General features: G+C 68.6%; 11 protein-coding genes. 4 read left to right on the forward strand and 7 right to left on the reverse strand.

The annotated features are described in order from the left end of the window. Window positions 1–92: 92 nt before the first annotated feature. The 5 genes from sctD to U4Y91_RS06865 all read right to left on the reverse strand — a co-directional run bounded on the left by sctD (window position 93) and on the right by U4Y91_RS06865 (window position 7,043). Window positions 93–1,460, reverse strand: a complete 1,368-nt coding sequence (gene sctD, locus U4Y91_RS06845; protein WP_321804311.1) for a type III secretion system inner membrane ring subunit SctD — start codon at window positions 1,458–1,460, stop codon at window positions 93–95. Further along, complete coding sequence (gene sctC, locus U4Y91_RS06850; protein ID WP_321804313.1) at window positions 1,441–3,483, reverse strand: type III secretion system outer membrane ring subunit SctC; 2,043 nt, start codon at window positions 3,481–3,483, stop codon at window positions 1,441–1,443. The genes sctD and sctC overlap by 20 nt, the downstream gene beginning before the upstream one ends. Beyond that, on the reverse strand, window positions 3,483–3,761 hold the full coding sequence (gene sctS, locus U4Y91_RS06855; RefSeq protein ID WP_124485367.1) for a type III secretion system export apparatus subunit SctS: 279 nt from the start codon (window positions 3,759–3,761) through the stop codon (window positions 3,483–3,485). Before sctS ends, sctC begins: the two co-directional genes overlap by 1 nt. After that, on the reverse strand, window positions 3,758–5,971 hold the full coding sequence (gene sctV, locus U4Y91_RS06860) for a type III secretion system export apparatus subunit SctV (RefSeq protein ID WP_321804316.1): 2,214 nt from the start codon (window positions 5,969–5,971) through the stop codon (window positions 3,758–3,760). The genes sctS and sctV overlap by 4 nt, the downstream gene beginning before the upstream one ends. A 238-nt stretch (window positions 5,972–6,209) precedes the next feature. Further along, window positions 6,210–7,043 carry a helix-turn-helix transcriptional regulator gene (locus tag U4Y91_RS06865; protein WP_321804318.1) on the reverse strand — a complete coding sequence of 278 codons (834 nt, stop codon included), beginning with the start codon at window positions 7,041–7,043 and terminating at the stop codon, window positions 6,210–6,212. 280 nt (window positions 7,044–7,323) lie between these two features. On the opposite strand from U4Y91_RS06865, the gene U4Y91_RS06870 reads away from it, so the two are divergent. Continuing rightward, window positions 7,324–8,229 carry a helix-turn-helix transcriptional regulator gene (locus U4Y91_RS06870; protein WP_321804320.1) on the forward strand — a complete coding sequence of 302 codons (906 nt, stop codon included), beginning with the start codon at window positions 7,324–7,326 and terminating at the stop codon, window positions 8,227–8,229. A 92-nt stretch (window positions 8,230–8,321) separates the two neighbouring features. Here the strand turns inward: U4Y91_RS06870 and U4Y91_RS06875 are convergent, their stop codons facing one another. After that, on the reverse strand, window positions 8,322–9,968 hold the full coding sequence (locus U4Y91_RS06875) for an Nramp family divalent metal transporter (RefSeq protein WP_321804322.1): 1,647 nt from the start codon (window positions 9,966–9,968) through the stop codon (window positions 8,322–8,324). Window positions 9,969–10,087: 119 nt separating this feature from the next. Further along, window positions 10,088–10,225 carry a hypothetical protein gene (locus U4Y91_RS06880; RefSeq protein WP_321804324.1) on the reverse strand — a complete coding sequence of 46 codons (138 nt, stop codon included), beginning with the start codon at window positions 10,223–10,225 and terminating at the stop codon, window positions 10,088–10,090. A 251-nt stretch (window positions 10,226–10,476) separates the two neighbouring features. On the opposite strand from U4Y91_RS06880, the gene U4Y91_RS06885 reads away from it, so the two are divergent. The 3 genes from U4Y91_RS06885 to U4Y91_RS06895 all read left to right on the forward strand — a co-directional run bounded on the left by U4Y91_RS06885 (window position 10,477) and on the right by U4Y91_RS06895 (window position 13,148). Further along, window positions 10,477–10,806 (forward strand): hypothetical protein, encoded by a 330-nt coding sequence (locus U4Y91_RS06885; RefSeq protein ID WP_321804326.1) that lies wholly within the window; start codon window positions 10,477–10,479, stop codon window positions 10,804–10,806. A gap of 487 nt (window positions 10,807–11,293) precedes the next feature. Further along, a complete protein-coding gene (locus U4Y91_RS06890) occupies window positions 11,294–11,563 on the forward strand; it encodes a hypothetical protein (protein ID WP_321804328.1) in 270 nt (89 codons plus the stop codon). Window positions 11,564–11,675: 112 nt separating this feature from the next. Continuing rightward, entirely contained in the window at window positions 11,676–13,148 is a 1,473-nt protein-coding gene (locus tag U4Y91_RS06895; protein WP_321804330.1) for a carbohydrate porin, read from the forward strand. Window positions 13,149–13,166 lie beyond the last annotated feature (18 nt).

The following is a 13,166-nucleotide window of genomic DNA, read 5'->3' on the forward strand; positions in this document are numbered from 1 at the left end:
GCCCCGCCGGCGACGTGACGCGCCGCATGTGCGCGGCGTGTCGCGTAATGCGCGCACCGCGCGACACGCGATGCGCAAGTCCTGTCGCGGCGCTAGTGCGCCGCCGCCTTCGATGCGCCGGCCGCGGCAACCGCTGGTACCGCCGGTACCGCCGCCGCATCCGGCAACAACGCCGGCCCCGGCACCGGCTGCGCGACGCCGGCCGCCGCGCCGCTCGCGAGCGGCGGCACGGGCGGCGCCGGCGCCCGCTCGGGCGCGCTCGCGGACGGGCCGCCGAGCGGCATCGTGATGCGCTGGCCATTGCGTTCGAACACCACTTCGTCGGGGCCGATCGACACCACGGTCGGCCCTTCCTTCAGCCGCGCGCCTTCGAAATAGCGGCTGCCGTCGGCGGTCTCGATGTAGCGCTGGTCGCCGTCGCCGGCGAACACCGTCGTGATCTCCGGAATCCCCGCGACGCCGCCGAGCGTCGTCGCGGTGCGCGGCGCGGCGGCATCGGCGTCGCGCACGTGGTCGACCACCTCGAGCGCCGGGCGCGCGTCCTTCATGTAGTTGCGGATACGCGGCTCGATCTGCGCGCGCTCGGCCGCCCCCGTCAATTCGATCCGGCCGCGGCCGAGATAGGTGACCGTCAGCGCCGTGTCGCTGAAATACGTCTGCGCGGTCGCGACGAGATCGCTGACCACGTAGAGGTTGCCGAGCGCCGCGTTGTCGACGCCCGCGACGATCTGCGCGACGCGTTCCCGCGCGGCCGGATCGCTCACGTAGCCCGACACGATCACGCCGTCGTCGCGCGGCGCGACGGCGAGCTCCGGATACGCATGCAGCTGCTGCTGCAGCCGGTGCGTGCGCGCGAGCACCGACTCGTGCTGCCACGGCAGGCGCCCCGACCACGCGACGAAGCCGTAACCGAGCGCGCCGAGCAGCACGCCGATCCACAGCGCGACGACCGCGATCACGAGCCGCCGGCTGCCGAGACGGCGCAGCCCGCCGGTGAGCCAGCCGAGCCACGCGGCCTCGCGCGCGGCGTCCGGCGCGTCGGCCTCGTCGGGCACCGCGACGCTCGCCTGCGCGTGACGCGCGATGCCGAGCTTGATCGAGCCGACCGTCACGACGTCCTGCGGCGTCATCGAGCGGCGGCCCGCACCGAGCGGAGCGTCGTTGAATAGCACCGGCGCGCCGCCGTCGCCGCCGTGGTTCTGCACCGTCACCGCGAGCGCGCCGACCTGCAGGCACACCTGTTTCGCGCCGATCTCGCGATCGGGCAGGATCACTTCGCAGTCGGCCGCGGTGCCGACCCAGTTCGCGCCGCGCGCGAGCGACATCGTGCGGCCGTACATCGGCCCGCTGAGGAAGCACAGGTTCCACGGCGACGCGAGCGCGGCCGACCCGGCCGCAGCGCCCGTCGCGCCGCCGGACAATGCGCCGTCGCCGTGCGGGTCAATGATGGTCGTCGACATGGGTGGACGCTCCTGCGGTCGTCGCCACCGGCTGCGCCGCCGAATCCTTCGGCGGCGGCGGCAACGCGGGCGGGCCGAACTTGGTGCCGGGCAGCGGCGCGGGCGTGAGCGGCACCGCGATGTCGTTGTCCGGCGGGCGATACATCGACGTGCCGTTCGAACCGGCCGGCCCGTCCGCGCCCGGGTTCACCGGCGCGCCGTCCGGCGCGTACATCGACGCGGTCGTCACCACGCGCGGCGTCAGCAGGTAGAACCGCTCCATGTGGTTGCCCGACTTGTCGGTGTACTTGAACAGGTTGCCGATCAGCGGGATGTCCGACAGCCACGGCACGCCGCTCTTGTTCAGCCGCACCTCGTCGTCGTTGAAACCCGCGATCAGGAGGCTCTTGCCTTCGTCGATCATCGTCTTGGTGACGATGTTGCGCTGCTGGATCACCGGCACGTTCGACACGGCCTGGCCCGGCACGATGTTCCCGTCCTGGATGTCGATCGACATCATCACGCTCTGCGGGTTGCCGGACACGGCGGCCGCGTTGCGGATCGCCTCGTCGACGATCATCGGCGTCACCTTGATGCTGGTGCCGGTCGTCACGCTGTAAAGCGACGAATCCTGGTAGCCCTGCACCTGCACGTAGAACTGCGTGAGGTTCTCGAGAATGGCCTCGGTGTTGTCGAGCGCGAGCACCTTCGGCTTCGAGCGCAGCTGCGCCTGCCCCTTCTGCGCGAGCGCGTTCACGCGCGTGAGCAGGTAGTTGCGCAGCGAGCCACCGATCGACGCGGTCAGCGCGATGCCGGTCGGCATGAAGGTGCCGGTCTGCCCGGTTTCCGACGCGCCGACGCCGAACGTCAGCGGCGGATTGCCGGCGCCGTTGTACTGCGTGTTGCCGTTCAGCGGGTTCTGGCCGTTGCCGATCTGCACGTCGCCGTGCGTCGTGTGCAGGCGCCAGTCGATCCCGAGACTGTCGAGCGAATCCTCGTTGATGTCGATGATCGTCACGTTGATCTCGACGATGCGCGGCCGCTCGTCGAGCTGGTTGATCAGCGACTGGTAGCGGTACATGTTCTCCGGCAGGTCGCGCACGATCACCGCGTTGATCGCCGGATCGGCGACGATCTGCGGCAGCGTGTCGCCACCGCCGCCGTTCGAGAACGGCGAGACGCCGCCGGCAGCGCTGTCGGCACCGCCATAGCCGCCCTGGCGCGGGCCGCCGGCAATGTCGGGGAAGTCGAGCCGCGGCACCGCGATCGTCAGCCCCGAGCCGAGCTTCACCTGACGCGCGGCCTGCCCGAGTGGCGTGCTCGACGGCAGCTCGCTGGTGCCGCCGCTCTTGCCGAACAGCCGGCGCAGGATCGTCGCGACGCCCGGCACCGTCACTTCCTTGCCCGAGCGGTTGATCGTGAAGTCGGACGCCCAGCCGTACCGGAGCCGGAACGCGCGGATGTCCGCATGCGCGCCGTTCGCCGACGGATCGCCGACCGAGCCGACCGCCTGCCGCACGAGTTCGACGTAGCGGCGTGGGCCGGCCACGTACACGCTGTTCGCGCGATCGTTGATCACGAGCGTGTAGCGCTTGTCGGGAATCTGCATCGCCTGCAGCGCGCGGCCGATCTCGCCGGCCGCGTTCGGCGGGATCGGGATCATCTGCGTCTGCGACTGGTCGGCCGGGTCGACGTACAGGAACGAGCCGTCGTAGTACCATGTGAGCCCGTAGGTCGAGCAGATCGTGTCGAGCGTCTGCTGCGGCGTGCCCGAGAAGCGGCCGCTGATCACGCCGTCGACCTTCGGATCGACCACGGCCGTCACGCCCTGCGACGATGCGAGCTCGCGAATGAAGTCGCCGATCTTCTTGCCGTTCGCGACGATCGTGAACGGCTTGTTGCGCCAGCGCAGGTCCGCCGCGCGCGCCGGCTGCGCGACCGTCATGCACAGCGACGCCGCGAGCAGCGCGGTCGCGCACATGGCGAGCGCGGCCCGTTGCAGGCGGCGCGGTTGAAACCGGATCGGGGCGACGCGTCGACGCATCAAAACACTCCTGTGGAAGAAACGAACATGCGTTCCAGCGCCTGCTGCGCGAAGCGCAGCACCTCGCTGCCGAGCCAGCCCGACAGCAGCACGAGCGCGACCATCACGGCGATCAGCCGCACCGCGATGCCGAGGTTGGCGTCCTGCACCTGCGTGACGGCCTGCAGGATCGCGACGACCAGGCCGGTGACGGTGGCGATCAGCACGATCGGCAGCGACAGCAGCAGCACCAGCATCAGCGCCTGCCGGGTCAGGTCGAGGATCGTCGAGCTCGTCATTGCACGACTCCCGGCGCACGCACGCCGGCGCCCGCGCCGAGCGTGCCGTCATCGGGCGGGTTCTTCACCCAGCCGACCGTATGCAGCTGCACGTCCTCCTCGACCTCCTGGTACGACAGCACCGCGAGTTCCGGCAGCACCGGCTGCAAAATCGTCTTCACGTAGCGGCGCGCGCCGAGCGCGACCATCACCGCGAGCCGCGCGGCGCCCGGCGGGTTGCCGTGGCCGCCTGCGCCTGCCGGCTGCGCCGCCGTCGCGGCCTGCACGATCGCGCGCACCTGTTCGCCGATGTCCTGCTTGATCGCGCTCGACAGCGCGAGGAAATTGCCCTGCTTCGTGCGCATCACCGCGCTCTCGATCCGCTCCTGCAGGTTCTGCTCGAACAGCACGACGCGCAGCTGCCGCGTCGCGCCCGCATGGCGATCGGTGATCATCCGGCGCAGGTCGACGCGCACCAGCTCGACCAGCGCGATCACGTCGTCCGGCTCGTTCGGCGCCCACGTGATCAGGCTTTCGAAAATCACGCGCAGGTTGCGGATCGGCACCTGTTCGGCCAGCAGCCGGCGCAGCACCTCGGTCACGCGCTGCAGCGGCACGAGCCGCGTCAGTTCGCCGACGAGTTCCGGATGCTCGCGGCGCACCAGGTGCACGAGCGCCTGCGTTTCCTGGATGCCGAGCAGCTCGTCCGCATGCTGGCGCACGATCTGCTCGACGTGCGCGGCGAGCGCGCCTTCGCTCGTCAGCCACTTGCCGTCCGGCGCCGCGCCGTCGGGCTTGATCCACAGCGCGGTCGCGAACGGGCCGAACGCCTCGGCCGGCTGGCGCTCCGCGCGCTCCGGCAGCGGCGCGACGCCGTCCCACAGCAGCCAGCCCGGCTTCAGCGCGCCATGCGCGGCGAGCACGTCCTGCAGATAGATCCGGTACGTGCCGGCCGCTGCCCCTTCGTCGTCGTTCAGCGTGATGCGCGGAAACACCGTGCCGATATCCGCGTCGACGCGCGCCTTCGCGCTCGACAGCGCGGACTGCAGCTGCGCGAGGTTCAGCGTCGTGCGCAGGTCGTCCGACAGCGACACCGCGATCAGCGACGTGACGCCTGCCGCATGCGACACCTTCGCGGGCTGGCCGTCGTCGGTCGCGCCGATGCGGCCCGCGATATGAATCAGGTTGAAGCTCGGCGCGGTCGTCTTGCGCTTGAGCTGCGTGAACGCGAACGCGCCGAGGCCGAACGCGATCAGCGCGAACGACCATTTCGGAAAACCGGGCACGACGAGGAAGCCGGCCAGCACCAGCGCCGCGATCAGCAGCGCGCGCGGATGCGCGCCGAGCTGCTCGCCCAATTGTTCGCCGAGCTGGCGCTGCCGCGTGTCGCGCGTCGCAACGCGCGTCGTCACGATGCCCGCCGCGATCGACACCAGCAGCGACGGGATCTGCGACGCCATCCCGTCGCCGACCGTCAGGATCGCGTAGCGCTGCAGCGCCTCGCCGATATCCATCCCGTGCATCAGCGTGCCGACCGCAATGCCCGCGACGATGTTGATGAACGCGATCACGAGGCCCGCGATCGCATCGCCCTTCACGAACTTCATCGCGCCGTCCATCGCGCCGTGCATCTGCGATTCCTGTTCGAGCTTCTCGCGGCGCTCGCGCGCTTCGTCGGCGCTGATGATGCCCGCGCGCAGGTCCGCGTCGATGCTCATCTGCTTGCCCGGCATCGCGTCGAGCGAGAAGCGCGCGCCGACTTCGGCGACCCGCTCCGAACCCTTCGCGATCACGATGAACTGCACGACGGCGATCACCAGGAACACCACGCCGCCCACCACGACGTTGTTGCCGACCACGAGCCGGCCGAACGCGTCGATCACGTGGCCCGCGTTCGCGTGCAGCAGGATCAGCTTGCACGACGCGATGTTCAGCGCGAGCCGGAACAGCGTGGTGAACAGCAGCAGCGCGGGAAACGACGAGAAGCTGACCGCCGACGGCACGTAGGTCGACACCGTCAGCAGCACGACGCTCGCGGCGAGGTTCAGCGAGATCATCCCGTCGAGCGCAGCTTGCGGCAGCGGCAGGATGAACAGCGCGACGACCGACACGATGAACGCGGCGAGAAACAGGTCGGCGCGCGGCGATGCCCCGAGACGTCGCCCGGACACGCTGCGGCCGGCGGAAAAGATCCGCTGCCAGTCGCGAGGGAGCGCCTTCGGTTCTGCCATCGTGCCGTCGTCCTGTCGTTGTCGCCGGCGGGCGCGGGCCGTCATGCCCCGCGTCGCGCGGACCGTTGAATGGGACGAGTGTAGCGACGCGGAACCGCGTAAAAAGGGATGCGCCTCGTAGCGTCGCGGCCGTTTTCCGGTGACGATCGGATCGGACTACGAAACCCGGCGGCGCCTGCGCGCGCGCATCGCCGGAACCGCTTCCATCGCGCGGCTGGCGCCGCGCGGGAAGACAGGGTCAGGACTCCAGACGGCGCGCGGCGAGATACGCGAGCTGCGCGCGGTTCTGCACGTTGAAGAGTTTTTCGAGCGAGCGGATATGGTGGCCGACCTTGTGCAGCGACGTGCGCAGCGCGCTCGCGATCTCCTGGTCGGACAGCCCGTGCACGAGCCGGTCGAGCACCTGCTGCTGCTCGTCGCCGAGCGCGAAGCCGCGCATGCGCGCGATGCGCGCCTCGAGAAACGGCAGCGCGACGCGATGCACGGCGAGGCTCACCGACAGCGCGCCGCCGATCACGCGATCGTCGATCCACTCGGTGCCGTGGGCTTCCGACGTCACGTTCACGGCAACGCGAAGGTCGAGCCGCGGCGCCGACAGGCTGAAGATCACGCCGCTGTTCATTGCGTGCGCGCGCAGATGGCCGGCCAGCGCGAGCACCTTGCGGTCGCCGCTGCCCTGCGCGGCCGACTCGATCTCGTCGAGCCGCCATGCGACCGGGAAGCCGCTGCTGCGCACCTGCGCGAAACGCGGGTCGCTCTCGTAGAGCATGCCCTCGATATACGGCTGCATGAAGGTCGCGGGCGCGAGGTCGCGCAGCAGATGCGCGCACAGGATGCGCCGTCCGATCATCTCGTAGGCGCCGTAGCCGAGCGTACTGAAACCGATTTGCCGCAATCGCGCATGGCATTGGGAGAAATCGACGGAAGCGAGGTCGGATTTACCGGACGCGATTTGAATGCCGGTAAAAACGTCGCGCTCGATTGCATGAATTTCTTTCGAATAAGCGGCAGCGGCCGCGATATCGGCTTGCGAGAACCACTCGACGCGTGGCGCGTCGTCAGCATATGTCATGAGGAGCCCACCCCTTCCCAATATGTGAACCTGCCCCGTCACGATTTGGTCTTTTCTTTATGATTTTCTGGTCGACTCTATACCGGTGCGAATATGAACCTTTCGCCCGAATTAGTATTACGGCATATTACGCGCATACCGGCATTTTTGTACAATGCCCCCGCGTTTCGTCTGGATGACGATCGGCGCATATCATAAAGATGCTCGATCGCATCGTCGCGGGCACCGTGCACGACACGGCTGCCGCTGCGCGATGCGCGTCGATTCCGAGGGATGGCTCATGTCCGATATTGCATTGCAAGAAGAAGCGGTCGCCCCAACCTTGTCCCGTCCGCCGCGGCGGACGGTCGCCTGTGCCGACGCGTCGAGAGAGCGCCCGGTGCAGGTCGTCTGGTGCGACGACGTCAAGCGCGACGACATCGCGCAACCGCACGCGCCGAAGCTCGGCGTCGCCGATACGCTCGCGCACGCGCAGAGCACTGCCGAACGCAACCGGATCGTCGCCAGCCTGCTGCACCTGACGGGCTTCTCGACGTTCGCGTATTTCGCGCTCGAATTCTCGCGGGAGCGTGTCGAAAGTCTCTACCTGCACGAGGCGTTCACGCCGCCCACCTATCGCGGCGACTACGTCCGGCACAACCATCACGACATCGATCCGCGCACGCTCGACGCGCGCGTGTGCAACATGCCGATCGTGTGGGACCTGCAGCAGCTGCGCCGCGAACACCGCGAGCGCGACGGCGGCCCGTGTGTGACGCCGGCCGCGCTAGACGGTTTCCTGCAGACGATGCAGGACGACGGCATGTGCAGCGGCATCATGTATTCGATGGCCGTGCCCGGCACGCGGCTGCATGCGTTCATGAGCTTCACCGCGCCGCGCCGCACGCGCGAGTGGATCACGCCGGCGACGATCGAGCAGGCGCTGTCGATCGGGCTGTCGGTGCACAAGTTCGCGTCGCCGCAACTGATCGCGACGTCGCGCGAACGCGCCGTGAACGGGCTCACGCCGTTCGAGCAGGAACTGCTGCTGGGCATCGCGGAAGGCGCGTCGGACAAGGAGATCGGCCGGCGCCTCGACACCAGCGCGCACAACGTCGACTATCACCTGCGCAAGCTGCGCAAGCGCTTCGGCGTCGCGAACCGGATCCAGCTCACGTACCTGACGTCGAAGCTCGAGCTGATCTGACGCCTGACGCGCGCGCGACGAACCCGCGTAAACGCACATGCCGGCCTCGCGGGCCGGCATGTGCGCACACCTGGCGACGACGCCGAACGGTACTACTTCAGCAGCGTCATCTGCACGACCTTGACGATCACGAGACCGACCGCGATCACCAGATAGCCGCGCAGCACGGCCATCCAGACGCGCGTCGCGACCGTCATGTTCTGCGGTTCGAGCGTGTCGAGCGGCGGCATGCGCCAGGTGGCGCGCTGCCCGCGATCGATGCCCGGCTCGACGACGCGCTTGTTGCGGCGGATCAGCACCGTCGCGAGATAACCGACGATCGCGAGCACCGTGCCGCCGACCAGCACGTCGACGATCGCTTCACCGCTGATGTCCGGATACATCACCGACGCGGTCAGGATGATCGACAGCAGCACGAGCACCCAGATCACCGCGCCCGTGAAGATGTTGAGCTTCGTCGAGTTGACCCACGGGCCGAGCACCTGGCGATCGTTGCACAGCACGAGCAGGAACACCGTCGCGCTCGGCAGCAGCACACCCGCGAGCGTCTGCACCGCTTCGGTCAGCAGGCCGAGCGGGCTGCCCGGGATCAGCACGAGCGCGGCAGCGGCCGCGACGATCCCGAAGTAGACGAGATAGAAGCCCTTCGCGTCGGACACGCCGCGATGCAACGAATGACGGATCTTGAACACGTCGCCGATCGCGTACGCGGTCGACAGCGACACCGCCGCCGCGCCGATGATGCACGCGTCGAGCAGCGCGACCGCGAACAGCGTCGCGCTTGTGCGGCCCGCATACTTCTCGAGGCCCGCGATCACGCCGCCCGCGTCGCTGAAGTTGCCCGCTTCCGGATGGCCGCCGAACAGCGCCGCGCTGAAGCCGATCATCGCGACCGCGCCGATCAGCACGAACGCGATGCCGATCCACAGATCGACCTTCTCGTACTTCATGAAGCGCGGCGTGATGCGCTTGTCGATCACGTAGCTCTGCTGGAAGAACAGCTGCCATGGCGCGACCGTCGTGCCGACGATGCCGATCACGAGCAGCATCACGTCGGACAGTTTCGCGTGCGTGGGCCAGTTCGGCATGAAGAAGTCGCGCGACATCTGCGCCACCGGCGGGTGGATCGACACGAGCACCGGCACGAGCAGCAGGCTCAGCACGCACAGCACGATCGCGAACCGCTCGAAGCGCCTGAAGTCGCCGGTACTCACGGCCGCCATCGTCAGCGCGGCCGCCACGCATACGCCCGCGATCTTCGGGAGCCCGAAGAAAGCCAGCACGAACGTGATGCCGATGAACTCGGTGACGATCGTCAGCGCGTTGAGCAGGAACAGGTCGATCACGCTGAACGCGCCCCAGAACTTGCCGAAGCGCTCGAAGATCAGGCGCGCATGGCCGACGCCCGTGACCGCGCCGAGGCGCAGCACCATTTCCTGGTTCACGTACAGCACCGGCACGAGCAGCAGCAGCGTCCACAGCAGCGTCGTCCCGTAGTTCTGGCCGGCCTGCGTATAGGTGCCGAAGGCGCCCGCGTCGTTGTCGCCGACCATCACGATGAGGCCGGGGCCGATGATCGCGAGCAGCGTGCGCAGGCGCGCCCACCACGTGCCGCGCGCGGCGGTGTCGTGATGCGCGATGGTCCCGAGCGCGCCGCGGATGTCGCCCAGGTGGGCTTCGTCGAGCACGGCGGCGCGTTCGACGGCGATCGGTGGAGAGACGTTGGATGGCGTGGACATGATGAATTCCGTACGGCTGGTTTTTTTCGGTCAAGCGTGTGGTCTTGGAATGCGCGCGCGTAACAGGCCCGGAGCCCGGGGCCCGCGCGCGCATGCCGAGACGCGCTCGGTGTTTCAGTTCAGCAAAGCAGCGATTTCAACCGGTTGAACAAACGGGAAAACACCCGCGGACGGGCGTCGAGCATCAGCATCGCGTCGTAGTGCGGATGCGATTGCGTGACTTGCGGAAGATTCGACAGCAGAAGGCCGAAGTTCATGGTCTGGCTCCTGGCGGCAGCGGCATGCATGCCGGCCACGTGGTGGGTGCGGGGCCAGTCCGGGCCTGAACGACGTGTCAGGCTAGTCGGCCGGCATGTCCCTGCGACCCGGGTTCAAAAGGGTCTGTTGGTGCATCGGGCATAAGGGGCAACTGTCACTGTCGTTCATGGCGGCTCCTGTGCGGTGTTCCGGAGAACACGGTTGGCCGCCGCCCGGCGCGCGGGCCGCCGTTCGGGTGCATGCGAAACGCATGCGCGAACGCGGCCGCGCGCCGGGCGGCGGCGAAACCGGATGGCGCATGCGCAAACGCATCACGCTGACCGGCGCGAATCTGGGTGCACGAGGGGGTTACTGCGAATTACTGCTGCGCGCACCGTTTGCCTGGGGGACAAACGGCGGCTTCGATGAGGCGCGGACGTCGGTCGCTCAGGCGGAAACTTCGTTCGAAGATCGACTACTGCAGGCGTCCAAGGCGGCGGCCCCAAGAGTGAAGATGGCGGATTCTATGGATCGGCCGAAACGGAAGTCAACCCTTTGGAACCGGCTTGACGGAATATTTTTTCGGGTTCATGTGGACTGAAAGATTCGCGCCCCAAATGACGCGCCGCAACCTTTCAGCGCCTCGAAGCGCGCGCGCCGCCGATGCGTGCGAGCAACAGTCGCCGCGTGCCGCCGGCGGGCGGTCACAGCGGGCATCGACCGGCCCCGATGGGGCGCCGCACGCGGTGCGAAATGCGCAACGTCGCCGCCTCTTTTGCTTGCACCGCAGCAAAACTCGCGACTACAATCCGCCCCAATTCATCAAGGGAGTCCCTTCGTGGACGCATGCTCCAGTTGCAGTTCGATGCCGGTCCAGGCCGGCCAAGCCATCGCGAGATAGCAGCCAGGCGCATGTCTTTCGCCGCTAGCTCGCAATCGTCGGGTTAGCGCGCTTCCTCCCGGGCCGGCATCGCCGGATCGTCCGTGTCGCACGCTCCGTTACGTTCCAACCGCCGAGCGCCGGTCGCGTCATGCACCCGCGCCCGATCACGTCGTCCGGCATGCGCCGGACCGGACGGAGGCACGTCATGTTGTTTCAATCGTTCATGGTCAGACTCAGGCAACTCGCGCGTGTCGTGTCCGACCGCTCGTTCGCTTCGGCCCTTGCACCGCTCGTCCACACGTTCGGCAACTGGCGCGGCAGCGCGCTCGCGCACCTGCCGGCGGCACCGCGCCCGCTCGACTGCGTGCTGGCCGGCGCGATGGCGGCCGCCGTCGCGCTCGTCGCGCTGCTCTGTGCGACCGCGTCGCGCCTCGGCTTCGCGCAGGTATGGCGGATCGGCGGCTGGCTGCCGTAACCGGTCGCGCGCGCAACGCGCCGCATGCCTGCGCGCCGCCGCCCGTACCCGAGCCATCGCTTCACGTTTTCATTTCTTCAGCCAGACTAATCAATCGAATAATGGAGCCCGCATGAAGAATCGCTTCGCATCCGCGCCGCGCACCGCGCGCCTCGACGCGCTCGCCGCGCTGCTGTTGTCGCTCGCGGCCGCGCCCGCGTTCGCGCAGTCGTCGCCGGCCGCGGCCGAACCGGCGGCCGGGGCCAGCGACACTGCCACCGCCCCCGCTGCTGCCGCGCCGGCTCCCACCGGTTTCTGGGAACGTTCCAACCTGCTCGGCAACATGGGCGGCCTGCGCGACGTGCTCGGCGATCACGGGGTCACGCTGAACCTGCAGGAAACCAGCGAATACCTGTACAACGCCGCGGGCGGCACGCAGCGCGGCGGCGCCTACCAGGGCCTCACGCAATTCGGCTTCAACGTCGATACGGAGAAGGCGATCGGGCTGCCGGGCGGCACGTTCAACGTGTCGGCGCTGCAGATCCACGGCACCAACCTCACGCAGCGTTATTTGCAGACGCTGCAGACCGCGACCGGCATCGAGGCGAATTCGACCACGCGGCTGTGGGAGCTCTGGTACCAGCAGGCGTTCCTCGCCGGCAAGGCCGACGTGAAGGTCGGCCAGCAAAGCGTCGACCAGGAATTCATGGTCAGCCAGTACGCGGCGACGTTCATGAACGCGACGTTCGGCTGGCCCGTGCTGCCGGCGACCGACCTGCCGGCCGGCGGTGCTGCCTATCCGCTGTCGTCGCTCGGCGTGCGGCTGCGCGTGAAGCCGGCCGACGCGTGGACCGCGATGGTCGGCGTGTTCGACGGCAACCCGGCCGGCCGCAGCGACGGCGATGCGCAGGTGCTGAACGCGCACGGCACCAACTTCAACCTGCGCAGCGGCGCGTTCGTGATCGGCGAACTCCAGTACGCGCTGAACGCGCCGCCCGCCGACCCGAAGGCACCGCAACCGGCCGGCCTGCCCGGCACGTACAAGCTCGGCTTCTGGTATCAGTCGCAGCACGCGAACGATCCGCGCGTCGGCACCGACGGGCTGTCGCTCGCGGATCCGGCCAGCAACGGGATCCCCGCCACGCATCGCGGCAACGTCGGTTTCTATGCGGTCGCGGATCAGATGGTGTGGCGGCCGTCGGCGGACAGCCCGCGCTCGGTCGGCGTGTTCGCGCGCGTGATGGGCGCGCCGGGCGATCGCAACGTCGTCGATTTCGCGGCGAATGCGGGCGTGACGCTCAAGGCGCCGTTCAAGGGCCGCGACGACGATACGGCCGGCATCGCGGTCGGCTACGCGAAGATCGGCTCGCATGCGCGTGCGCTCGACGGCGACACCGGCAGGTTTGCGACGCCCGGCTATCCGGTGCGGCGCGCGGAAACGGTGATCGAGGCGACCTACCAGTACCAGGTCGCGCCGTGGTGGCAGGTGCAAGCCGACCTGCAGCACTTCTTCCGGCCGGGCGGCGGCATTCCGGACCCGAACGCGGCCGGCGCGCGCATCGGCGACGAAACGGTGGTCGGCGTGCGCACGACGATCACGTTCTGACACCCGCGCATGCGACAC

Origin of the sequence: Burkholderia sp. BCC1993, assembly GCF_905339865.1 — a bacterium.
Lineage (GTDB): Bacteria > Pseudomonadota > Gammaproteobacteria > Burkholderiales > Burkholderiaceae > Burkholderia.